General features: G+C 57.7%; 19 protein-coding genes and 4 tRNA genes. 19 read left to right on the top strand and 4 right to left on the bottom strand.

The window, feature by feature from the left end; translation table 11 throughout:
- The first annotated feature begins 14 nt into the window (after nt 1-14).
- From rpoC to PHQ58_RS20460, 9 genes are all read left to right on the top strand, one after another.
- Entirely contained in the window at nt 15-4,235 is a 4,221-nt protein-coding gene (gene rpoC / locus PHQ58_RS20500) for a DNA-directed RNA polymerase subunit beta' (protein ID WP_300115030.1), read from the top strand.
- 81 nt (nt 4,236-4,316) lie between these two features.
- On the top strand, nt 4,317-5,639 hold the full coding sequence (gene rsmB, locus PHQ58_RS20495) for a 16S rRNA (cytosine(967)-C(5))-methyltransferase RsmB (RefSeq protein WP_300115027.1): 1,323 nt from the start codon (nt 4,317-4,319) through the stop codon (nt 5,637-5,639).
- Entirely contained in the window at nt 5,620-6,231 is a 612-nt protein-coding gene (locus PHQ58_RS20490; RefSeq protein WP_300115024.1) for a DUF4390 domain-containing protein, read from the top strand. The genes rsmB and PHQ58_RS20490 overlap by 20 nt, the downstream gene beginning before the upstream one ends.
- The gene (locus PHQ58_RS20485; protein ID WP_300115021.1) at nt 6,228-8,522 is read left to right on the top strand and encodes an ATP-binding protein; all 2,295 of its coding nucleotides are present in this window, start codon (nt 6,228-6,230) and stop codon (nt 8,520-8,522) included. The genes PHQ58_RS20490 and PHQ58_RS20485 overlap by 4 nt, the downstream gene beginning before the upstream one ends.
- Nucleotides 8,523-8,555: 33 nt before the next feature.
- Nucleotides 8,556-9,233: a response regulator gene (locus PHQ58_RS20480; protein ID WP_300115017.1), complete on the top strand. Its 678-nt coding sequence runs from the start codon at nt 8,556-8,558 to the stop codon at nt 9,231-9,233.
- Between the two features lie 56 nt (nt 9,234-9,289).
- Nucleotides 9,290-9,365, top strand: a tRNA-Phe gene (locus PHQ58_RS20475).
- A 67-nt stretch (nt 9,366-9,432) separates the two neighbouring features.
- Nucleotides 9,433-9,508, top strand: a tRNA-Asn gene (locus PHQ58_RS20470).
- Nucleotides 9,509-9,520: 12 nt separating this feature from the next.
- Nucleotides 9,521-9,596, top strand: a tRNA-Gly gene (locus tag PHQ58_RS20465).
- A 4-nt stretch (nt 9,597-9,600) separates the two neighbouring features.
- A tRNA-Thr gene (locus tag PHQ58_RS20460) sits at nt 9,601-9,675 on the top strand.
- A gap of 39 nt (nt 9,676-9,714) precedes the next feature.
- On the opposite strand, the gene PHQ58_RS20455 is transcribed toward PHQ58_RS20460, so the two are convergent.
- Nucleotides 9,715-10,332 carry a hypothetical protein gene (locus PHQ58_RS20455; protein WP_300115015.1) on the bottom strand — a complete coding sequence of 206 codons (618 nt, stop codon included), beginning with the start codon at nt 10,330-10,332 and terminating at the stop codon, nt 9,715-9,717.
- A gap of 117 nt (nt 10,333-10,449) precedes the next feature.
- Complete coding sequence (locus PHQ58_RS20450) at nt 10,450-11,157, bottom strand: Crp/Fnr family transcriptional regulator (RefSeq protein ID WP_300115012.1); 708 nt, start codon at nt 11,155-11,157, stop codon at nt 10,450-10,452.
- 180 nt (nt 11,158-11,337) lie between these two features.
- Between PHQ58_RS20450 and PHQ58_RS20445 the strand changes: the two genes are divergently transcribed.
- The 7 genes from PHQ58_RS20445 (at nt 11,338) to PHQ58_RS20415 (ending at nt 19,860) form a co-directional block, all read left to right on the top strand.
- Nucleotides 11,338-13,284 (top strand): long-chain fatty acid--CoA ligase, encoded by a 1,947-nt coding sequence (locus tag PHQ58_RS20445; protein ID WP_300115009.1) that lies wholly within the window; start codon nt 11,338-11,340, stop codon nt 13,282-13,284.
- Between the two features lie 24 nt (nt 13,285-13,308).
- Nucleotides 13,309-14,094 (top strand): ABC transporter ATP-binding protein, encoded by a 786-nt coding sequence (locus PHQ58_RS20440; protein WP_300115006.1) that lies wholly within the window; start codon nt 13,309-13,311, stop codon nt 14,092-14,094.
- Nucleotides 14,095-14,096: 2 nt separating this feature from the next.
- The gene (locus tag PHQ58_RS20435) at nt 14,097-15,026 is read left to right on the top strand and encodes a branched-chain amino acid ABC transporter permease (RefSeq protein ID WP_300115004.1); all 930 of its coding nucleotides are present in this window, start codon (nt 14,097-14,099) and stop codon (nt 15,024-15,026) included.
- A 77-nt stretch (nt 15,027-15,103) separates the two neighbouring features.
- Nucleotides 15,104-16,180, top strand: a complete 1,077-nt coding sequence (locus PHQ58_RS20430) for a branched-chain amino acid ABC transporter permease (RefSeq protein ID WP_300115001.1) — start codon at nt 15,104-15,106, stop codon at nt 16,178-16,180.
- 56 nt (nt 16,181-16,236) lie between these two features.
- Nucleotides 16,237-17,562: an ABC transporter substrate-binding protein gene (locus PHQ58_RS20425; protein WP_300114998.1), complete on the top strand. Its 1,326-nt coding sequence runs from the start codon at nt 16,237-16,239 to the stop codon at nt 17,560-17,562.
- A 174-nt stretch (nt 17,563-17,736) separates the two neighbouring features.
- A complete protein-coding gene (locus tag PHQ58_RS20420; RefSeq protein WP_300114995.1) occupies nt 17,737-18,549 on the top strand; it encodes an ABC transporter ATP-binding protein in 813 nt (270 codons plus the stop codon).
- A 54-nt stretch (nt 18,550-18,603) separates the two neighbouring features.
- Entirely contained in the window at nt 18,604-19,860 is a 1,257-nt protein-coding gene (locus tag PHQ58_RS20415; RefSeq protein ID WP_300114993.1) for a phenylacetate--CoA ligase family protein, read from the top strand.
- A 122-nt stretch (nt 19,861-19,982) separates the two neighbouring features.
- On the opposite strand, the gene PHQ58_RS20410 is transcribed toward PHQ58_RS20415, so the two are convergent.
- Nucleotides 19,983-20,318, bottom strand: coding sequence for a DUF1840 domain-containing protein (locus tag PHQ58_RS20410; protein ID WP_300114990.1), 336 nt, complete (start codon nt 20,316-20,318; stop codon nt 19,983-19,985).
- A gap of 94 nt (nt 20,319-20,412) precedes the next feature.
- On the opposite strand from PHQ58_RS20410, the gene PHQ58_RS20405 reads away from it, so the two are divergent.
- Nucleotides 20,413-21,489 (top strand): aminopeptidase, encoded by a 1,077-nt coding sequence (locus tag PHQ58_RS20405; protein ID WP_300115053.1) that lies wholly within the window; start codon nt 20,413-20,415, stop codon nt 21,487-21,489.
- Complete coding sequence (locus tag PHQ58_RS20400) at nt 21,482-21,805, top strand: polyhydroxyalkanoic acid system family protein (protein ID WP_300114987.1); 324 nt, start codon at nt 21,482-21,484, stop codon at nt 21,803-21,805. The genes PHQ58_RS20405 and PHQ58_RS20400 overlap by 8 nt, the downstream gene beginning before the upstream one ends.
- Before the next feature lie 10 nt (nt 21,806-21,815).
- On the opposite strand, the gene PHQ58_RS20395 is transcribed toward PHQ58_RS20400, so the two are convergent.
- Nucleotides 21,816-22,070, bottom strand: a complete 255-nt coding sequence (locus PHQ58_RS20395; RefSeq protein ID WP_300114984.1) for an acyl-CoA-binding protein — start codon at nt 22,068-22,070, stop codon at nt 21,816-21,818.
- Nucleotides 22,071-22,181: 111 nt separating this feature from the next.
- Between PHQ58_RS20395 and PHQ58_RS20390 the strand changes: the two genes are divergently transcribed.
- Nucleotides 22,182-23,681, top strand: coding sequence for a wax ester/triacylglycerol synthase family O-acyltransferase (locus PHQ58_RS20390; RefSeq protein ID WP_300114980.1), 1,500 nt, complete (start codon nt 22,182-22,184; stop codon nt 23,679-23,681).
- Nucleotides 23,682-23,877: the final 196 nt, after the last annotated feature.

Here is a 23,877-nt window from a genome sequence, read left to right as displayed (position 1 = left end):
AAGGAAAAAGATTCATGAAATCATTACTCGACCTGTTCAAGCAATTTACGCCTGATGAGCATTTTGATGCCATCACGATTGGCATGGCCTCGCCCGAAAAAATCCGGTCTTGGTCTTTTGGCGAAGTCAAAAAGCCTGAAACCATCAACTACCGCACCTTCAAGCCTGAGCGTGATGGTCTCTTTTGTGCCAAGATATTTGGCCCCATCAAAGACTATGAATGCTTGTGCGGCAAATACAAGCGCCTGAAGCATCGCGGTGTCATCTGCGAAAAATGTGGCGTTGAAGTCACCCAGACCAAAGTGCGCCGTGAACGCATGGGCCACATCGATTTGGCAGCACCTTGTGCGCACATCTGGTTCCTGAAATCTCTGCCCAGCCGTTTGGGCCTGGTGCTGGACATGACCCTGCGTGACATCGAACGCGTGCTGTACTTTGAAGCTTATGTGGTGACCGACCCCGGCATGACGCCGCTGAAGAAATACGGCATCATGTCCGAGGACGACTTCGATGCCAAGTTCAAGGAATACGGCGACGAATTCCAGGCCAAGATGGGCGCTGAAGGCGTCAAGGACTTGTTGCAAAACCTGGACATCGACAGCGAAATCGAAAAGCTGCGCAATGATCCAAGCGGCTCCGAGCTGAAGATCAAGAAGAACACCAAGCGCCTCAAGTTGCTTGAAGCGTTCAAGAAATCCGGTATCAAGCCCGAGTGGATGGTGCTCGATGTGTTGCCGGTGTTGCCACCTGACCTGCGTCCGTTGGTGCCGTTGGACGGTGGTCGTTTTGCCACCTCCGATTTGAATGACTTGTACCGTCGCGTCATCAACCGCAACAGCCGCCTGCGTCGTTTGCTGGAACTCAAAGCGCCTGAAATCATTGCCCGCAATGAAAAGCGCATGTTGCAAGAAGCGGTGGACAGCTTGCTGGACAACGGTCGTCGAGGCAAAGCCATGACCGGTGCCAACAAGCGCGCGCTCAAGTCGCTGGCTGACATGATCAAAGGCAAGAGCGGTCGTTTCCGCCAGAACTTGCTGGGCAAGCGGGTTGACTATTCTGGGCGTTCGGTGATTGTGGTTGGCCCAACCCTCAAGCTGCACCAGTGTGGTTTGCCAAAGTTGATGGCTCTGGAATTGTTCAAGCCGTTCATCTTTGCACGCCTGGAAGCCATGGGCATTGCCACCACCATCAAGGCTGCCAAGAAAGAAGTTGAAACTGGCACGCCCGTAGTGTGGGACATTCTGGAAGAGGTGATCCGCGAACATCCTGTGATGCTCAACCGTGCGCCTACCTTGCACCGTTTGGGTATTCAAGCGTTTGAGCCGATTTTGATTGAAGGCAAAGCGATTCAATTGCACCCACTGGTCTGCGCCGCGTTCAATGCCGACTTTGACGGTGACCAGATGGCTGTTCACGTGCCCTTGTCGGTTGAAGCACAAATGGAATGCCGCACCTTGATGCTGGCCTCCAACAACGTGCTGTTCCCGTCCAATGGCGAACCGTCCATCGTCCCGTCGCAAGACGTGGTGCTGGGTCTGTACTACACCACCCGCGATCGCATCAATGGCAAGGGTGAAGGTCTGATTTTCTCTGACGTGAGTGAAGTGCAGCGCGCTTTTGACGCGGGTGAAGTGGAGATGAGCGCACGTATCAATGTGCGTTTGACAGAGTACACCAAGGACAAGGAAACCGGTGAACTGGTGCCGTCTACCAAGCTGTGGGAGACCACCGCCGGGCGTGCCTTGTTGTCTGAAATTCTGCCCAAGGGCCTGCCTTTCTCGAACATCAACAAGGCGTTGAAGAAGAAAGAAATTTCCAAGCTCATCAATGTGTCATTCCGCAAGTGTGGACTGAAAGAAACCGTGGTGTTTGCCGACAAGCTGCTGCAGTACGGTTACCGTTTGGCGACACGCTCCGGCATCTCGATCTCGATTGAGGACATGTTGGTGCCCACCGAGAAGCCCGGCATCATTGAACGTGCTGAAAACGAGGTCAAGGAAATTGCCCAGCAGTACACCTCAGGTCTGGTGACGGCAGGTGAGCGCTACAACAAGGTAGTGGACATCTGGGGCAAGTCGGGTGACGAAGTCGCCAAGGTGATGATGGCCCAGTTGTCCAAAGAGACGGTCACTGATCGCCATGGCAATCAAGTTACGCAAGAGTCCTTCAACTCGATTTACATGATGGCTGACTCTGGCGCCCGGGGTTCTCCTGCCCAAATTCGTCAGGTGGCGGGTATGCGTGGCTTGATGGCCAAGCCTGATGGCTCCATCATTGAAACGCCTATTACTGCTAACTTCCGCGAAGGTCTGAACGTGCTGGAGTACTTCATCTCCACCCACGGTGCGCGTAAAGGCTTGGCCGATACCGCTTTGAAAACTGCCAATTCGGGCTACCTGACACGTCGTCTGGTCGATGTGACGCAAGACTTGGTGGTCACAGAGCAAGACTGTGGCACCCACGCGGGTTACCTGATGCGCGCCATTGTCGAAGGCGGTGAAGTGATTGAATCGTTGCGTGACCGCATCTTGGGTCGCTCCGCAGCCGATGACATCCTGCACCCAGAAAACCGCTCGGTGCTGGCTCCGGCTGGCGCCATGCTTGATGAAGACTTGATTGATGAGCTGGAAATTGCTGGCGTCGACGAAGTCAAGGTCCGCACCGCGCTGACCTGCGAAACCCGCTTTGGTATTTGCGCCCGTTGCTATGGCCGTGACCTGGGTCGCGGCGGTTTGGTGAATGGTGGTGAGGCTGTCGGTGTGATTGCGGCCCAGTCCATTGGTGAGCCGGGTACCCAGCTGACCATGCGGACTTTCCACATCGGTGGTGCGGCATCGCGTGCGGCCATCGCATCTAGCGTTGAGGCCAAGTCCAACGGCAACATCGGTTTTAACGCCACCATGCGTTATGTGACCAATGGCAAGGGTGAGTTGGTGGTGATTTCCCGCTCTGGTGAAATCGTCATTCATGATGAACATGGCCGTGAGCGTGAGCGCCATAAAGTACCCTACGGTGCAGTGCTGACCGTCAAGGCCGACCAAACCATCAAGGCTGGCGCCATTTTGGCCAACTGGGATCCGTTGACGCGCCCCATCATCACTGAATTTGCCGGTAAGGCACTGTTCGAGAATGTGATTGAAGGCCTGACTGTGGCCCGCCAGGTTGACGATGTCACGGGGCTCTCCACTTTGGTGGTGATTGACCCGAAACATCGCGGCTCAGCCAAGGTGGTGCGTCCCATTGTCAAGCTGATTGATGCCACGGGCAATGAAGTGAAGATCCCCGGAACTGACCACTCAGTGACGATTGGTTTCCCGATCGGCGCTTTGGTGCAAGTGCGTGACGGTCAGGACGTGGGCCCAGGCGAGGTGCTGGCGCGTATCCCGGTTGAAGGTCAAAAAACCCGTGACATTACCGGCGGTTTGCCGCGTGTGGCAGAGTTGTTTGAGGCCCGCTCACCCAAAGACAAGGGCATGCTGGCTGAGATGACCGGGACAGTGTCGTTCGGCAAGGAAACCAAGGGCAAAATCCGCCTGCAGATCACCGATCCTGAAGGCAAGATTTGGGACGAACTGGTGCCCAAGGAGAAGAACATCTTGGTGCATGAAGGCCAGATCGTTAACAAGGGCGAGTCCGTGGTCGACGGCCCAGCTGACCCGCAAGACATCTTGCGTCTGCTGGGTGCCGAAGAACTGGCACGCTACATCGTGGACGAAGTGCAGGACGTTTACCGCTTGCAAGGCGTGAAGATCAACGACAAGCACATTGAAGTGATTGTTCGCCAGATGCTGCGCCGTGTGGTGGTCGAGAATGCCGGTGACTCCACGTACATCAATGGTGAACAGGTCGAGCGCTCTGAAATGCTCAACACCAATGACGCGTTGCGCGCCGAGGGCAAAATCCCCGCGGTGTTCACCAACTTGCTGCTGGGTATCACCAAGGCATCGTTGTCCACAGACAGCTTCATCAGCGCGGCTTCCTTCCAGGAAACCACCCGAGTGCTGACCGAGGCTGCCATCATGGGCAAACGCGACGGTTTGCGTGGCCTGAAGGAAAACGTGATCGTGGGTCGCTTGATCCCGGCCGGTACCGGCATGGCCTACCACGAAGCCCGCAAGGTCCGTGAAAACATGGACGATGCTGAACGCCGTGCCATCTCCGAGGCGGAAGCTGCGGAGTTGGCCGGTGAGACCGAAGCCCAGGCCGAGCAGGGCGAGGGCGCTGCTGCCGAGTGATTTAGTTAGCCGCTAAAAATATAGCGCCTCACGCCCTATTCATAAGGGCCTGAGGCGTTTTTTATATAAAAATTAATCATCATGACAAACGTATTGGCACCGCCTCTTTGGCGTCAATTACAGGCGACAGCGGCTGTGTTGCAGGCGATCCGCCAGGGGCAATCGGGCACAGCCGCACTTGAGGCCGTAGCAGCGCCATTGCGCCCGGGCGTGCAGGCCTTGAGTTTTGCCGTGCTACGTTCCCTTGGGCGGGCCCAGGCGCTGCGCAAATTGCTGGCGCCGCGCACACCGCCGGCCGCTGCAGACGCCTTGTTGTGCACTGCGTTGGCGCTGCTGTGGCAGCCCGCTGAGGCGCTGTACGACACTTTCACGCTGGTCAACCAGACCGTGGAGGCAGCCAAGAAGACGCTCACGATCAAGCAGCAGGCATCGTTCATCAACGCCTGTCTGCGGCGTTTTTTGCGAGAGCGTGAAACCTTGGTGGCGCAATCTGAGCACGACAACACCGCACGTTACAACCATGCGCCCTGGTGGATCACCCAGCTTCAGGCTGACTGGCCAGACCATTGGCAGGCCATCCTGGCGGCCAATGACCGTCAGGCTCCGTTGACGTTGCGGGTGAACACCCGGCGCATCAACCGTGCCGCTTACCTGGACAAGCTCCAAGCTGCAGGCATTGCGGCCACGCCCGTGGCTGACAGCGGCCTGGAGCTGGCGCATGCCGTGGCCGTGCCGCAGTTGCCTGGCTTTGGCGAGGGTTGGGTGTCGGTGCAAGACGCTGCCGCACAGTTGGCTGCACCGCTGCTGTTGGCGGGCCAAATTGACATTGCGGGCCTGCGCGTGCTTGACGCTTGCGCGGCACCGGGGGGCAAAACGGCGCATCTGCTGGAGTTGTCAAACGCGTCCGTGACGGCATTGGACATTGACCCGGTTCGCTGCGAGCGCATTCACCAGACCATGAGCCGACTCGGCCTGACGGCACAGGTGCTGGCGTTTGATGCAGCAGATGTGTCCAAGTGGTGGGATGGTGTGCCCTTTGATGCGGTGCTGCTGGATGCCCCGTGTTCGGCGTCCGGCATTGTGCGGCGTCACCCCGACATCCGTTGGCTGCGCCGCCAAACTGACATTAGGCAACTCGTCGCCATTCAGGCTCGCCTGCTGGCGGCGCTGTGGACGGTGCTCAAACCCGGTGGTCGGCTGTTATATGCCACCTGTTCGGTGTTTAAGGCCGAGGGCAGTGGGCAAATCAAGGCGTTTCTTGCCAGCAACACATCCGCCAAATTGTTGACGTCTCCCGGCCATTTGTTGCCTGGCGTTGATGCGCAAGCGGCTGCATCCCCGGACAATGCGCTGGGTGACCACGATGGCTTTTATTACGCACTGCTTGAAAAATCAACGGCCTAGGTGGCTTGCCTGGCTGTGCGCCGCCGCGCTGTGGGCTTTGGCCGCTGGGTGGGTGCGCGCTGAAACGGTGGCTGCAGAGACCCAGCAGTTGAAGGTCGAGCGTATCGACGACGGCCTGTGGCTGTCAACCTCACTCAAGTTTGAATTGCCGGCGGTGGTGGAAGAGGCCTTGGTCAAAGGCATTCCCATCTATTTTGTGGCCGAGGCTGATGTGGTGCGGGAGCGTTGGTATTGGATCAACCGCAAGCTCAGCAGCGTGCGGCGCCAGGTGCGCCTGGCGTATCACCCCTTGACGCGGCGTTGGCGGCTCAATGTCACGGCTGGCGACGCGAACGAGTCAACACAGGGCCTGGCACTCAATCAGAATTTCGACAGTGTGCAAGATGCCATGAGCGCTGTGCGCCGCGTCTCGCATTGGCGTATTGCTGACGCCGCAGACATTGAGCCAGGTGTCAGGCACTTGGTGGAATTCCGTTTTCGACTGGATGTGGCGCAGCTGCCCAGGCCTCTGCAGATCGGCACTTTAGGGCAGTCAGATTGGCAGATTTCATTGGCTGCCACGCAGCCCCTGATCCTGGAGGCCGCCAAATGAACGCGGCACCCGAGACTGCGCGCGTCGCGCCCCGAAGTTCACGCAGCCTGCGCTGGACGATCAGTCTCGGGCTCACCGCCATGGTCGTGATCGGTTTGGTGCTGTTGTACTTGCTGACCCAAGCCACCACCAATCGCGATTTGTACGAACGCAATTACGCGCAGTTGTTTGCCATCAACGTGGCGGTCGCTTCCTTGTTGGTGCTGGTGATCCTCTGGATTGCGTACCGGCTTATTCTGCGGCTTCGACAAAAAAAGTTTGGCAGCCGTCTTTTGGTCAAGCTGGCCGCCGTGTTTGCCCTGGCCGGCTTTGCGCCGGGTGTGTTGATTTATGTGGTGTCTTACCAGTTCGTCACGCGCTCAATTGAAAGCTGGTTTGATGTCAAGGTGGAAGGCGCCCTGGAGGCTGGACTGAACCTGGGGCGCACGTCGCTGGAGGCGTTGTCCACTGATTTGGCTGGCAAGGCCCGGGCTGCAGCCACCCAATTGGCTGATGTGCCTGACACCAGCACGCCGCTTGCGCTGGAGCGCGCACGCGATGCCATGGCGGCCGACGACCTGACGCTGTGGGGCGGCTCCGGGCGGCTGATTGCTGCTGCCGGCAAATCGCGCTACCAGCTCAACCCTGACTTGCCTGCGCAAACCCAGTTCAGTGCGGCGCGCATCCAGCGTGTCGTGACGTGGAGTGAAGGTTTGGATGACGGCGTGGCCGGTGACGTTGCGAATGCACGCATCAAGGCGCTGGTGTTGGTCAGCAGCAGCAGTGTGGGGTCGTTAGGTGAATCGCGTTACTTGCTGGCAGTCAAGGTGTTGCCGTCATCGTTGGTGCGAGACGCCTTGGCGGTGACGCAGGCCAACCGCGAGTACCAGGAACGTGCGCTGGCGCGTGACGGCCTGCGCCGCATGTACATTGGCACCTTGACCCTGAGTTTGTTCATGGCGGTGTTTGGTGGCGTCTTGTTGGCTGTCGTGCTGGGCAACCAGATTGCACGACCCTTGCTGGTGCTGGCTGACGGCGTACGCGAAGTCGCCGCGGGCGACCTGACGCCCAAAGCCACCTTGCGTGGCAAAGATGAACTGGACGGCTTGACCCGATCTTTTGCCGACATGACGCAACAGCTGTCTGACGCACGCCAGTCGGTTCAAACCAGCATGCAGCAGGTGAGTGCAGCGCGGGCCAATTTGCAGACAATTCTTGACAACCTCACGGCGGGTGTCATGGTGCTCAGTGCGGATGGCAAGGTCGTGTCGTCCAACCCCGGTGCCACCCGCATTTTGCGTATGCCACTGGCCGCGCATCACGGCAAAAAATTGGCCCAGCTCGAAGGCCTGCAAACCTTTGGCGTCAGTGTGCAGCAGCAGTTTGAGACGTATCTGGCGCATTCAGCAGGGCGCACCCTGGACCACTGGCAGCAGTCATTTGAACTGGGTGGTGCCGGCACAGCACAGATTGGCCGTCCAGCCAATGACACCATCACCCTGATCGCCCGCGGTGCCGAGTTGCCTGGCAACCAGCGCTTGCTGGTGTTCGACGACATCTCGGAAATTGTCTCGGCGCAGCGCTCGCAGGCCTGGGGAGAAGTGGCGCGTCGCCTAGCCCACGAGATCAAAAATCCGTTGACCCCGATCCAGCTCTCGGCCGAGCGCCTTGAGATGAAACTGTCAGGCAAAGTGGGGGCAACCGAACAGGCCTTGTTGACCAAATCGGTCAAAACCATTGTTGACCAGGTGGATGCCATGAAGCGGCTAGTGAATGAATTCCGTGATTACGCACGGTTGCCTGCGGCTGAGTTGAAGCTGGTCGACCTCAATGAACTGGCGCGTGATGTGCTGAACCTTTACCTCAGTGAGGGCACCCAGGTGGCCGTGCTGGCAGAGCTTGATCCCGACTGCCCGCCCATTTTGGGCGATGCCCAGCAACTGCGTCAAGTGATGCACAACCTGCTGCAAAACGCCCAGGACGCAACCCTGAGCGCCGGCCGCGTGGGAGGTGCGTCGGCCGTCGTGCTTAAGACCCAGTGGCTGCCGGCCACGCAGCGGGTGCGCTTCAGTGTGGTGGACTGCGGCACGGGTTTTCCTGATCACATCCTGAAGCGGGCATTCGAGCCGTATGTCACCACCAAAGACAAGGGCACGGGCCTCGGGTTGGCGGTGGTGAAGAAAATTGCCGATGAGCATGGCACAAGGGTGGAAATCTCCAATCGGCTGGTTGATGGCCAGCCTTGCGGTGCGCAAGTGTCGTTATCATTCGCCACAAGGCAGGGTGTGGCGATGCCGCATAACCAGAGCTGAAAAACAGCTATTTTTCAAGGGACTCGGGACAACATGGCAAACATTTTGGTGGTGGATGACGAACTGGGCATTCGCGATCTGCTGTGTGAAATTCTCAACGACGAAGGCCATACCGTAGAAGTGGCAGAGAACGCCGCACAGGCACGGGCCGCGCGCCTGCGTGAACGCCCCGACCTGGTGTTGCTTGACATCTGGATGCCCGATACCGATGGCGTTACTTTGCTGAAAGAGTGGTCGGCCGCTGGCGTGTTGACCATGCCGGTGATCATGATGAGTGGTCACGCCACCATTGACACCGCAGTGGAAGCCACCCGCATTGGCGCATTGGCGTTTCTTGAGAAACCCATCACCATGCAAAAATTGCTCAAGGCTGTTGAGCAGGGCCTGGCGCGCGGGTCGTTGCGCAAACTTACCACGCCAGCGCCGGGCCTCCAGGCGCGCATGGGTTTGACGGTGGAAGCCGCCGCCGACTTGCCCGTGAGTTTGCTGGCAACGGTGCCAGATGCCGGCCCGCAGGTCACGCAGCATTTCATGCTTGACAAGCCTCTTCGGGAAGGTCGCGACGAATACGAAAAAGCCTATTTCGAGTTTCATTTGTTCAAGGAAAATGGGTCCATGACGCGTGTGGCCGAAAAGACCGGCTTGGAGCGCACACACCTTTATCGCAAGCTCAAGCAGTTGGGCGTCGATTTGACGCGCAAACGCAGTTGAAAAGTTGAATGTGTTTGCTGGAAGTGCGCTTTTGTCCTGATATACTTGCGGGCTTAGGCCTGGTAGCTCAGTCGGTAGAGCAGAGGATTGAAAATCCTTGTGTCGGTGGTTCGATTCCGCCCCGGGCCACCAAACAAACCCTTGTGGTTATTTAAAACCCTGCTATTCAATAGGTAGTGGGGTTTTCTTTTTTTCTTGTTCCTCGATAGCTCAGTTGGTAGAGCGCCGGACTGTTAATCCGTAGGTCCCTGGTTCGAGCCCAGGTCGAGGAGCCAAAATTGACAAATGCGGGAATAGCTCAGTTGGTAGAGCGATACCTTGCCAAGGTATAGGTCGAGAGTTCGAGTCTCTTTTCCCGCTCCATATTGCCCATTTGGCTCAGTGGCAGAGCACTCCCTTGGTAAGGGAGAGGTCCCGGGTCCGATTCCCGGAATGGGCACCAGTCAAATCATGGCGCACCCTCAATTGACAAGATGGTGGGCTATTTTTTTGGGTGGATCACGTCGTCAGACAGCTGGTTGTTACCCAGTCCCACACGAAACTTCTCCAGCTTGGCCTCGTAGTCTTCGGCGTCACCGTAAGCCAAAAAGCGGGCATAACGTGAATGGGCGCCCAGCATCTTGCGGGCATGCTTGATTGGACAAAAATACTCTTCGGTTCTGCCAATGATCTCGGTGATGTAAGCCAGCAGGCCATTGCCATAGGCGCAATAGGCGCAATGAAATTTTTCAATGAAGTTGAGGTAGTCAAGCTGCTGGCGGTCAAACACCATGTAGTCGCCCCGGCGTACCTTTGTGATGCCGTAAATCGGAAAACACGTCAGCTGATAGAAGCTCACGCACAAATCCAATAAAACCAGCGGCACGATCATGCTGTAGATGATGGGACCGGTGATAAGGTTCTGCGGCCGATAAGTCACCAGCCAGCGGAAAAATCCAGTTTTGAGCTGGCGGTGAGCTTGTTTGACTGCCGCCTCAAATTCGACTTTTTTCCCTTTGATTTGGTACAGGACATTGGCCTCCTGCTCTTGCACCTCACGGCGCAAGTCGTTTTCAAGGGCGCTCATTTGGTCGAGCAATTGGCGGATTTTTTCATTCATGGTTTGGACATTGGAACACGGGTTTCCGACGCTTTATGCTCTTTGCCCCTCTAGCCCTTTGTTTGTATACGTAAGAAGCTACCGTATTGATAGTAAAAATTAGGGTGAAACAATGGTTTAGAAAACCTGCGTTCGCAGGGCCTGCAAGTTCACCACGCGCAGGCCGCCATATTCCACCTGAATGGCGCCGGCGGTGGTCAAGATGGTCAAGGCCTCGTTGACCCGTTGACGTGACAGGCCCACCAAGTAAGCCAGCTCTTGCTGGGTGATGCGCAGCACCGCGCCCAAGCCGGGGTAAAGCACTGGGTTGAACAGCGCGGCCAGGCTGCGCGCCACGCGGATATTTGGGTTGGTCATGCGGTCAATTTCGCGCGCGGCAATGAATTGGCCCAGGCGTTCATTGAGTTGGTTCATGACAAAGCGGTTAAAGCCAATCGAGTGGTCCAGCAGCCAGTGAAAGGTGTCCACGTGCAGGCCGGCTACAAGACTTTTGCGCAGCGCCTGGATGTTGTAGCGGTAGCTCTCGCGCTTCAGGGCGGTGCCCTCGCCAAACCAGCCGCCGGGTGGCACGCCGGTAAATGTCATAGTTTGGCCATCGGCGTTGTCGCTGCTCATTTTCAGCAGGCCATCAATGGCGCCAAACCAATAGGTGACTGGCCGCCCGGTGCGACACACGTAGTCTCCGGCCAGCGCTTCGGTCACCTGCAGGTCTTCAATGGCGCGCGCGCGTTCGTCCACCGAGAGCAGTTTGAACCAGGGAATCACGTCAAGTTCTGCGGTCGTCAAAGGCCGTCTACGCTGGAACAGGGACGCTTCAGTTTTCATGTGTGGAGCCTTTTTGGGGTGACGGACGCTTGACAGGCGTGCAGGGAAAACACCTACCTACAAAAGCTAAGATTGTCGTCCAAACGACAACTTGACGTCAAATGGAGTTCTATGATTCGGCCACTCCAGCAGTTTGGGCATCAGGCCCAGGTTGTGATGAATTGAAGACAAGGTGCTGCGATGCAAACGACATTTCCCCGGCTACTTTTAAACCACGCCGCCCAGCGCCCGGGTGACGCGGCCATGCGTGAAAAAGAATATGGCATCTGGCAGCCCATCACCTGGGGTGACATGGCCGCGATGGTCGAGCACTTGGCGTGTGGTCTGCACCAGGCAGGCCTGCGTCAACATGACCACATGATTGTGATTGGCGCCAACCGTCCGCGCCTTTACGCCACCATGCTGGCCGTGCAGGCACTGGGCGCCGTGCCGATTGCGCTGTACCAGGATGCGGCAGCGCTTGAATGTGTGTTCCCAATTAACAATGCAGAGGTGAGTTTTGTCTTTGCTGAAGATCAGGAGCAGGTGGACAAGTTGCTGGAAATTCGCGAGCAGTGTCCACAAATCTCAAACATCTACTTTGACGACCCACGGGGTTTGCGCAATTACGACGAGCCCGGGCTGGCGGCACTTGACGAGCTGATTGCTGCGGGCAAGGCATTTGCTGCCATTCACCCCGATTTCTTCAAGCAACAGGTGGATCAGGTTCAGCCGGACGATGTGGCTGGCATGTTTTATACCTCAGGCACCACCGGCAACCCCAAGGGTGTGGTGCACACGCATGATTCCTTGCTGAACCGTGCCCGCGCTGGTGCCGAGTTCGACAAATTGACCCATGCCGAAGACGTGCTGGCTTATTTGCCACCAGCCTGGATTGGTCAAAACATCTTCTCGTATGCGCAGTGGCTGTCTTGTGGCTATGTGGTGAACTGCCCTGAGTCAGCAGCCACCGTCACGATTGACCTGAAAGAAATCGGCCCGACCTATTACTTCGCGCCACCCCGGGTGTTTGAAGGCTTGTTGACCAGCGTGATGATCCGCATGGAGGACGCTGGCGCCATCAAGCGCCGCATGTTTCACTACTTCATGGATGTGGCCAGAAAAGTCGGCCCCACCTTGATGGACGGCAAGAGTGTGTCATTGGTCGACAACATTTTGTACACCCTGGGCAACTTCATGGTTTATGGCCCCTTGCGCAACAGCCTGGGCTTTAGCCGGGTGCGCGTGGCCTACACCGCAGGCGAGGCCATCGGCCCCGATTTGTTCAGCTTCTATCGCTCAATTGGCATCAATCTGAAGCAGCTTTATGGCTCCACTGAAACCGCCGTGTTCGTCTGCCTGCAGCCCGACCATGAAGCCCGTGCCGACACCGTGGGCGTGCCCTGCGCAGGTGTCGAGATCAAGGTGGCTGACAACGGCGAAATTCTGGTCAAGTCGCCAGGTTTGCTCAAGGGCTACTTTAAAAACCCGGAAGCCACTGCCGAAGTGCTGACACCTGATGGCTGGTACCACACCAGCGACGCGGGTTTTCTGGATGCGCATGGCCACCTCAAGATCATCGACCGCGTGAAAGACGTGGGCCGCATCAAGGGCGGAGCCAACGACGGTGCCATGTTCGCGCCCAAGTACGTGGAGAACAAGCTCAAATTCTTCTCGCACGTCAAGGAAGTGGTGGCATATGGCGACGGCCGCGCCCAGGTGTGCGTCATGATCAACATCGACTTTGATGCCGTAGGCAACTGGGCCGAGCGGCGCAACCTGCCCTATGCCGGTTACACCGATTTGGCGCAAAAACCCGAGGTCTACCAGCTCATCAAGGAATGCGTCGAAAAAGTCAACGCCGATTTGAGCGTCGACTCGCTGCTGGCGGGCAGCCAGGTCAGCCGATTTTTGGTGCTGCACAAAGAACTTGACGCCGATGACGGCGAGTTGACCCGGACCAACAAGGTGCGCCGTGGCTTCATTGCCGAAAAATACAGCGCGCTGATTGACGCGTTGTACGGTGGCAAGACCAGTCAGTTCATTGAAACCGTGGTCAAGTTCGAAGACGGTCGCACTGGCAGTGTCAGCGCCACGTTACGCATTGATGATGCCAAGACTTTCACCCCCGTCAAGGCCGCGGCCTGATGTTAATCAGTTGAAGTAAAGACCATGGCAACCAAACACATCGGCGACGTCATTCTTGATGTCAAAAACATCTCATTAAGTTTCGGTGGCGTCAAGGCGCTGACCGACATCTCGTTTGACGTGCGTGAGCACGAGGTGCGCGCCATCATTGGCCCCAACGGCGCAGGCAAAAGCTCCATGCTGAACTGCATCAACGGCGTCTATCGCCCGCAGATGGGTGCCATCACCTTCCGCGGCAAAACCTTCAGCCACATGGACAGTTACCAGGTGGCCAGCATGGGCATCGGGCGCACCTTTCAGAATCTGGCGCTGTTCAAGGGCATGAGCGTGATCGACAACATCATGACCGGGCGCAACCTCAAGATCAAAAGCAACCTCTTCATGCAGGCGCTGCGTATTGGCCCGGCACAGCGTGAAGAAGAAAAACACCGCGAGTTTGTTGAGCACATCATCGACTTTCTGGAAATTCAGGCTTACCGCAAAACCCCGGTGGGGCAGTTGCCCTACGGCCTGCAAAAACGCGTGGATCTGGGCCGCGCCCTGGCGATGGAGCCACAGCTGCTGCTGCTGGATGAACCCATGGCCGGCATGAACGTGGAAGAAAAGCAGGACATGAGTCGCTTTGTGCTGGATGTGAATGAAGAATTCGGCACCACCATTGTGCTGATCGAGCACGACATGGGCGTGGTGATGGACATCAGTGACCGTGTGGTGGTGCTGGACTACGGCAAGAAGATTGGCGACGGCACGCCGGATGAAGTTCGTAACAACGAAGAAGTGATCAGCGCATACCTTGGAACAGGACACTAACCATGGCTTTCTTTCTTGAAACCTTGCTCGGCGGCCTGATGGCCGGCATGCTGTATTCGCTGGTTGCTTTGGGCTTTGTGCTGATTTACAAAGCCTCGGGCGTGTTTAACTTTGCCCAGGGCGCGATGGTGCTGTTTGCCGCGCTCGCGATGGCTCGCTTCTCGGAGTGGATTGGCGTGTGGCTCGGTGGCGACCAGCTGCTGCTGGCCAACCTGATCGCCTTTGTGCTGGCAGGTGTGGTGATGTTTGTGGTGGCTTGGCTGATTGAGCGCCTGGTGCTGCGGCATCTGGTGAATCAGGAGGGAGCCACCCTGCTGATGGCCACGCTGGGCATTGCCTACTTTCTTGAAGGCCTGGGCCAGACCATTTTTGGCGGCAGCATTTACAAGATTGACATTGGCATGCCCAAAGACCCGGTGTTCTGGCTGGATTCGGTGTTCCCGGGCGGCATTCTGATCAACAAGGAAGACTTGTACGCGGCCATGATCGCAGCCGTTCTCGTGGCCGCTTTGAGCGTGTTTTTTCAGAAAACCTCTACCGGCCGCGCCCTGCGCGCCGTGGCTGATGACCACCAGGCGGCGCAAAGTATTGGCATTCCGCTGAACCGCATCTGGGTCATTGTCTGGTGTGTGGCGGGTGTGGTGGCTCTGGTGGCTGGCATGATCTGGGGCAGCAAGCTAGGGGTGCAGTTCTCGCTGGCCACCGTGGCTTTACGCGCCTTGCCGGTGGTGATTCTGGGTGGCTTGACCTCGGTGCCGGGCGCCATCATTGGCGGCTTGATCATTGGTGTGGGCGAGAAGCTGTCCGAGGTGTTTCTGGGCCCGTACGTGGGGGGCGGCATTGAGATCTGGTTTGCCTATGTGCTGGCGCTGGGATTCCTGCTGTTCCGTCCGCAAGGTTTGTTTGGCGAGAAGATCATCGACCGTGTCTGATTTTTATAGCGCCTTGTGCAGAAGCGACAAGGGCTACAAGCGGATTTAATTTAAAAACGTTTACGACTGAGAGCAAGATGTTTTACAGAGAAAACGGTCAATTCAAAACCAGCTACCGGGCTGATCAGCAAATTCTGCCGATTCGCCAGGACCGCATTGCCCTGGGCCTGATATTGCTGGTGGCCTTTCTGGTGGTGCCGATGCTGGCCAGCGACTACCTGTTTCGCGCCATCCTGATCCCCTTCGTCATCATGGCGCTGGCGGCTCTTGGGGTGAATGTGTTGGTGGGTTATTGCGGTCAGATTTCGCTGGGCTCGGGGGCTTTCATGGCTGTGGGCGCCTACGGTGCATACAACTTCTTCGCTCGCATGCCGGGTCTTCCGTTGATACCCGCGCTGATTCTGGGCGGCTTGTGCGCCACCTTTTTTGGCATTTTGTTTGGCCTGCCCAGTTTGCGTGTCAAGGGGCTGTATCTGGCGGTGGCCACGCTGGCCGCGCAGTTTTTCAGCGACTGGATGTTCCTGCGCATCAAGTGGTTCACCATGGATACGCCGTCAGGCTCGGTGTCGGTGTCGAACTTGCAGGTGTTTGGCATGCCCATCGAGAGCGCCTTAAGCAAGTACCTGTTTTGCCTGAGCCTGCTGGTGGTGATTGCCCTGCTGGCCAAAAACCTGGTGCGCTCCGCCATTGGCCGTGAGTGGATGGCGATTCGTGACATGGATGTGGCCGCCAGCGTGATTGGTATTCGGCCCATGTACGCCAAGCTCACGGCGTTTGCCGTCAGCTCGTTCATCGTGGGTGTGGCTGGTGCTTTGTGGGCTTTTGTTTACCTGGGTTCCTGGGAGCCTGCTGCGTTTTCAGTCGACCTGTCGTTCAAGCTGCTGTTCATGGTGATCATTGGCGGCCTGGGTTCCATCATGGGCAGTTTCTTTGGTGCCGCCTTCATTGTGGTGCTGCCGATTTTTCTGAACCAGTTCTTGCCCGCGCTGCTCGGCTTGGTGGGGATTGAGATTTCGACGGCCGGGGTTGCCCACGCCGAGTTGATGATTTTTGGCGGCTTGATTGTGTGGTTTCTGATCGTGGAGCCGCATGGGCTGGCCAAACTCTGGTCGACGTTTAAGCAGAAGCTTCGCTTGTGGCCTTTCCCGCACTGAGCGGGCTGGGTTAAAGTTTTGTTGGTGGTGTATTTTAAATTTTTCAGGAGACAACAATGAAAGTTCGCAATCTGGTTCTGGCCATCACAGCCGTGGTGGTTGGTGCATCGGCTATCTCTACCAGCGCCTACGCGCAAGCCAAGGAGCAGTTTGTTCCGGTGCTGTCTTACCGCACGGGCCCCTACGCCCCCAACGGCGTGCCATGGGCCAACGGTTATGTGGATTACCTCAAGTTGGTCAATGCCCGCGGTGGCATCAACGGGGTCAAGATTTCCTTTGAAGAATGCGAAACCGGTTACGACACCGCCCGCAGTGTGGAGTGTTATGAGCGCCTGAAAAGCAAGGGCTCCAGCTTTGTGCAGCCGCTGTCTACTGGTGCCACCTTTGCCATCACTGAAAAAGCCCCGGTTGACAAAATCCCCGTGGTCACCATTGGTTATGGCCGCAGCGAAAGCGCTGACGGTTCGGTGTTCAAGTGGAACTTTCCCATTGCCGGCACCTATTGGGTAGCGGCAGATGCGATCATTCAGGCGATTGCCAAAAAAGAAGGCGGCTTGGACAAACTCAAGGGCAAGAAGTTTGCTCTGGTTTACCACGATAGCCCGTTTGGCAAAGAACCCATTCCGTTGCTGCAAGAGCGCGCCGCCATGCATGGTTTTAGCCTGCAATTGTTGCCTGTGACGGCACCTGGTGTCGACCAAAAAGCCACCTGGCTACAAGTGCGTCAAGCGCGCCCTGACTACGTGGTGTTGTGGGGCTGGGGCGTGATGAATTCGACGGCCATCAAGGAGGCGCAAGCCACCGGTTACCCACGCGAAAAAATGTACGGTGTGTGGTGGGCTGGTGCCGAGCCTGACGTGAAAGACGTGGCCGATGGTGCCAAGGGTTACAACGCGGTCACCATGCAGCATGGTGCCGAACCCCAGTCCAAGCTGGTCAAGGATGTGATGGCTATGGTGCATGGCAAAGGCCAGGGTACCGGTCCCAAGGAAGAAGTCGGCCAAGTGCTTTACATGCGCGGTGCCATGAGTGCGATGCTCGGCATTGAAGGCGTGCGTGCGGCGCAAGAGCGCTTCGGCAAAGGCAAGGTCATGACCGGTGAACAGATCCGTTGGGGCCTGGAAAACCTGAACCTGACCCAACCCAAACTTGATGCGCTGGGCTTTGCCGGTGTCATGCGCCCCATCAGCACCTCGTGTACCGACCACATGGGTTCGGCATGGGCACGCATCCACACATGGGATGGCAAGGCCTGGAAGTTCACCTCCGATTGGCTGCAAGCAGACGAGCAGATCATCAAGCCGTTGGTGAAAACCACTGCGGCCAAATACGCCGCTGAGAAAAAGCTGACCCCACGCACGGCGGCAGACTGCCAGTCCTGATCCGTTAGTGTGAAAGCGCGTGACCATTGCCGTTGGCAATGGGTTCGCACTTTCACGCTCAGGAATGTTGGCGACTCCCACGAGTCGCCAACTGAAAGAGTGGCAAGGCTGCTTTTTCAGTTGGCAAGCCTCCCGGTTTGACCGGGTTACATCAAGTTATGTGGAACTACCGCAATGAGTGAATCCAAAAACATCGTTCTCAACGTCAATGGCATCGAGGTCATTTACAACCACGTGATTCTGGTTCTAAAAGGCGTGTCGCTGAACGTGCCTGAGGGCAAGATCGTGGCCATTCTGGGTGGCAACGGCGCGGGCAAGACCACCACGCTGCGCGCCATTTCCAACTTGCTCAAAGGCGAGCGCGGCGAGGTCACCAAGGGTTCCATCGAGCTGCGAGGCGAACGCATTGAAAACCTGTCACCCGCAGATTTGGTGAACCGTGGCGTGGTGCAGGTGATGGAAGGCCGGCACTGCTTTGCCCACCTGACCATCGAAGAAAATTTGCTCACTGGTAGCTACACCCGTAAGGACAAGGGCGAGATCGCAGCCAACCTGGACAAGGTCTACACCTATTTTCCGCGCCTGAAAACCCGCCGCACCAGTCAGGCTGCCTACACCTCGGGCGGCGAGCAGCAGATGTGCGCCATTGGCCGGGCGCTGATGACCAACCCCAGCATGGTGTTGCTCGATGAGCCGTCCATGGGGCTGGCGCCGCAAATCGTGCACGAGGTGTTCGAGATCGTGAAAGACCTCAACACCAAGGAAAAAGTAACCTTTTTGCTGGCCGAACAAAACACCAACATGGCCCTGAAATACGCGGACTACGGCTACATCATGGAATCCGGCCGGGTCGTGATGGACGGTGTGGCCAGTGATTTGGCCAACAACGAAGACGTGAAAGAGTTCTACCTTGGTATGGGCGGCGGCGAGCGCAAGAGCTTCAAGGATGTGAAAAGTTACAAGCGCCGCAAGCGTTGGCTGGCTTGATGCCTGATCAATTTGACTGACACCGTTGAGCGCCTCCCTTTCAGGAAAACAAACATGACCGATTTTTTTGACGCACTGGAAACGCGTGACCCGGCCCAGCGTGAAGCTGCGTTGCTGGCAGCCTTGCCCATCCAAGTGGCCCACGCCAAGTTGGCCTCGCCAGCCTTTGCCGGGATTCTTAAAGACGTGAATCCCGCCGATGTGTGCAGCCGCGCCGCATTGGCTCAGCTACCCGTGACACGCAAACACGAGCTGCTGGAGTTGCAACTGAGCAGTCGCCAAAGAGGTGGCAGCGTGTTTGGCGGCTTCAGCGCGGCAGGGTTTGGGGCGCATATGCCACGCGTCTTCGCCAGCCCCGGGCCCATTTATGAGCCAGAAGGCACGGCCAACGACTACTGGCGCATGGCTCGCGCCATTTTTGCCGCCGGCTTTCGCCCGGGGGAGCTGATTCACAACAGCTTCAGTTACCACTTTGTGCCTGCGGGCTCCATGATGGAAACCGGTGCCCACGCGCTGGGCTGCACGGTGTTTCCGGGCGGCACCGGCCAGACCGAGCAGCAGGTGCAGGCCATGGCCGAATTGAAACCGGCGGGTTACATCGGCACCCCCAGTTTTCTGAAAATCATCCTTGAAAAAGCCGCTGAGATGGGCGTGGCCTTGCCCAGCGTGACCAAAGCCATGTTTGGCGGTGAGGCCTACCCGCCCAGCTTGCGCGACTGGTTCACCGCACACGGCGTCGATGGCTACCAGTGTTATGCCACGGCTGATCTGGGCTCGATTGCCTACGAGACCTCAGCCCGTGACGGCCTGGTGCTGGACGAAGGTGTGCTGCTTGAAATTGTGCGCCCCGGCACCGGCGACCCGGTAGCCGAGGGCGAAGTGGGTGAGGTGGTGGTGACCACGCTGAACCCCACCTACCCGCTGATCCGCTTTGGCACCGGCGACTTGTCGGCGGTGTTGCCAGGGCTGTGCCCAACGGGCCGCAGCAATGTGCGCATCAAGGGCTGGATGGGCCGGGCCGACCAGACCACCAAAATCCGTGGCATGTTTGTGCACCCGGGCCAGGTCGATCAAATCGCCAAACGCTTCCCCGAGGTGACCAAGGCGCGCTTGGTGGTGACCGGTGAAATGGCCAACGACCAGATGACGCTCAAGGTGGAGTCGGCTTGCAGCGGCCCCGACGGCCTGGCGCAAAAGCTGATGGATGCGATTCGCGATGTGACCAAACTGCGCGGCAAGGTGGAGGTGGTGCTGCCCGGTAGTCTGCCCAACGATGGCAAGGTGATTGAAGACGCGCGCAGCTACAAATAGACATGGGACTTACCCAAAACCGAGCGAAGCAGTTCGTGGCGGGTTGGTCAGATGCTATTTTTTATATAGCTGATAGCGCTTATCCAATAAGGGCTAGAGGCTAATTATTATTATATTCTGCGTCAAACACCCCAGGTGATGGCTTCTTTGGCCCCCAGGCATTCGCGGATCATGTCCATGAATGGCAGGGCACGCTGACGCAGGCTGATGGCGTCAAAGTGCGGGGCGGGCAGGTTCTCGGCTTTGGCTTGGTCCATGACCGCTTGGCGCTGAGCCTCTTCTTGTTCCACGGCGGCCTGCAGCGCAATGAGCGCTTGCGGCATTTGCTCGGGCAACAAAATGCCCTTGAGACTGGGGTCGGTTGCGCTGTGCTTACCAATGATTTCCAGCACCCGTTGCCCATTGGGCTGCAACATAATCACATCCCCTGCGGCCTTTGATTTGAACTTGTAAAGCATGGTGTTTCCTTGTGTGTTGATTGATTCGACGGATGGTGATGGTAGCCCCGCGCTGGCTGGCCGTGCGCCGCGCGGCGTGTCTACAACGCCGCTGATAAGGCTGCGTTTATGGGCTGGTCTGCTGCTGGTTTTCTTGCTAACGGGCTGTGCCGACATGCGCTACTACGGGCAATCGGTGGCCGGGCACCTGCAACTGATGTGGGCGGCGCGCCCCATTGACGATTGGCTGGTCGACCCCAACACCCCGTCAACCTTAGCGCAGAGGCTGCGCCAGGCACAAGACATCCGCCGCTTTGCCGTGACCGAGCTGCATCTGCCTGACAACGCCAGCTACCACCGCTATGCGGACTTACAGCGCCGCCACGTGGTGTGGAACGTGGTGGCCGCTCCCGAGTTCTCGCTGACCCTGAAAACCTGGTGCTTTCCCGTGGCGGGTTGTGTGGGCTACCGGGGCTATTTTTCTGAACCCGACGCGCGGCTCCAAGCGCAGTCTCTGCGGGCAGAAGGGCTGGAAGCCAGTGTCTACGGCGTGCCCGCCTATTCGACGCTCGGCTGGATGAACTGGCTGGGCGGCGACCCACTGCTCAACACTTTCATTCATTACCCTGAGGGCGAAGTGGCTCGGCTGGTGTTCCATGAGTTATCGCATCAGGTGCTGTATGTGCCGGGCGACACCGTGTTCAACGAGTCGTTTGCCACGGCGGTGGAGCGCTTGGGCGGCGCGCGCTGGCTGCAGCAAAAAGGCACCGTTAAAGCGCGCGCAGACTATGCTGCCTTTGATGCGCGGCGCCAGCAGTTTCGCGCGCTGACCCGTGCCACGCGTGACCGGCTGGCTGACATTTATAAGCAAAATAGCCCTCTAGCCCATGAAAATAAAGTGCAGGAAGCTATGAAATCAGGAGCAATGCAAGACTTTAGAAAAGGCTACGCAGCGCTCAAAGCCAGCTGGGGTGGTTACAGTGGTTATGACGCCTGGGTGGCACAGGCCAACAACGCCGCCTTTGGCGCGCAGGCCGCCTACGACGAGCTGGTGCCGGGCTTTGAGGCCCTGTTTGTGCGGCAGGGGCGCGACTGGCTGAAGTTTTATGATGCGGTCAGGCAGCTTGCCAAACGCCCGCAGCCAGAGCGGGCGCAACAGTTAAAACAATGGGCATCTGAACAACATGGCTGAACTGAACATCGTTCGCGAACACACACTGGGTCTCGCCAAGGCCCGCAAAGTGGCCTTCAAATGGGCCGAGCAAGCCGAGCAGAAATTTGCCATGGAATGCGCCTACCTTGAGGGCCAGCACGCTGACGAGGTTGACTTTGCGCGCTCGGGCGTCAAAGGGCGCTTGCTGGTGACCAAAGACCGCTTTGAATTGCGCGCCCACCTGGGGTTTTTGCTGGGCGCGTTCAAGGGCTCGATCGAGGCCGAGATTGTGAAAAACCTCGACGCCTTGCTGGCTGAACCCGCAAAAAAACGGGCCAGCCACAAGGTGCAGTGACCCATCCCAATCAGCTCAGCGACGCGATCTGGTCAATGTACTGCTGCATGGCTTCAGCTTGAGAGGTGCCTTTGAGTGTGTTCCAGGCCTCCCATTTGGCGCGGCCCACCATGTCGCTAAAGCCAGGTTTTTTCTCGCCGTTGTCGCCCACGCTGCCTTGTTTGTAGAGCGCGTAGAGCTTGAGCAGTGTCATGTTGTCGGGGCGTTCGCTCAGGTTTTTTGAGTGAGCCACGGCGGCTTCAAATTTGGTTGTCAAGTCAGTCATGGGGGGTGATTCTTGGTTGCGTTAAATATTCAGGTTCTAGGGGTAAGCCGGGTGATCTTAAAGGGCGTTTCGATCACAAAATAGAGAACCCCTCCCAAACACACAGCCGCCATGCTTACCAAATTTAAACCCGCCTTCACGGTCGAGCGCATGAGCAAAGTCGACACGGCTTGGCTGCGCATGGACTCAAGCAGCAATCTGATGCTGATTCTGGGTGTCTGGCTCATCAAACCCGGCGTGAGTTACCAAGATACCCGCGACCGCATCGAAGAGCGCATGTTGAAATACCCACGGTTTTCCCAGCGTGTGCAGCTTGATGCCACCGGGGCCAGTTGGGTGACCGACACCGCGTTTGACATCAACCGCCACGTGCTGCTTGAGACACTGCCCGCCACGGCCCGCAAACACCCCGAGCAGGCGCTGCAGACGCGTTTGGGCGAGCTGGCCATGCAGTCGATGGACATGCAGCACCCGCTTTGGGACTTTCGCCTGATCGAGCATTTTGAGGGCGGCTCGGCGCTATTGGTGCGCATTCACCACTGCATCGCGGACGGGCTGGCGCTGATTGCCGTGATCCAGTCGCTGGTGGATGGCGGGCATGAGCCGCCCCAGCGCAAGTCCAAGCCCCAAGCCTCGTCAAGCTGGGAAGCCGCCGAGGACTGGATGTCGCACACCCTGATCGAGCCACTGACACAGGCCACCGTGAAGGCGCTTGATGCTGCGGGTGATAAGGCCGAACAGGCATTGAATGCCGTTGGTGACCCGCAACTCCGCGTGGGAAGCCTGCTGGAAAAATGGTTTGAAAAAGGCCTGAGCAAGGGGCTGGGTGGTTCCGCTGATGCGGCGCGGCTGGCCTACCAGGTGATGCGTGACAGCGCGGCGCTGGCACTGATGGCGGATGACTCACCCACCCGCCTGAAAGGCACGCCGGGCACAACCAAGCGCGTGGCTTGGTGCCAGCCGATTCCCCTGGATGACGTGCGGGCGGTGAGCAAGGCACTCCATTGCTCCATCAACGACGTGTTGCTGTCCTGCGTGGCTGGCGCCATTGGCCAGTATCTGCGTGCGCAGGGTGACGCTGTGGCGGGCAAAGAAATCCGCGCCATGGTGCCCGTCAACTTGCGCCCCATGTCCGAGGCCTACAAGCTGGGCAACCAGTTTGGCCTGGCCCCGGTGGTGCTGCCAATTGGCTTGGACAACCCGGTGGCGCGCGTGTTTGAGGTGCGCCGACGCATGAGTGCGCTCAAAGGCAGCCTGCAGCCGTTGCTGGCATTTGCCTTGCTGGCCGTGGCGGGTGTGCTGGTCAAGCCCGCGCAGGACGCCATGTTGAGTCTGTTTTCCAAAAAAACCACCGCGGTCATGACCAATGTGCCGGGGCCGCGCGAAAAACTCACTTTTTGCGGTGCCACGCTGGAGCAAGCGCTGTTTTGGGTGCCGCAGTCTGGCACGGTCGGCTTGGGGGTGTCAATCTTGAGTTATGGCGGGGGCGTGCAGTTTGGCGTCATCAGCGACACCACCTTGTGCCCTGACCCACAAGCCATCATTGACCAGTTTGCGCCCGAGTTTGAACGCCTGTGTCTGTTGACGTTGATGCTGCCGTGGGGTGATTGATTTGCTATGTTTTAAATAGCTTCTAGCGCTTGTTTATCTAAGGCTAGAGGCCTAAAACGTATAAATTTAGTAACTACTCAGCTTAACGAGCAAAGCTGGGCTGAATTATCTGGCGGTTAAACACGCTGACCAAACAGTCAAACAGATTGTTTTTCTGCTTGGTCATGGTTGCCAAGTAGGAGCGGATGGTAAAGAA

The sequence above is a fragment of the Rhodoferax sp. genome (assembly GCF_028688795.1).
Taxonomy (GTDB): Bacteria; Pseudomonadota; Gammaproteobacteria; order Burkholderiales; family Burkholderiaceae_C; genus Rhodoferax.
The sequence above is the reverse complement of the archived record's forward strand: the minus strand, read 5'-3'. Positions and strand labels throughout refer to the sequence as shown.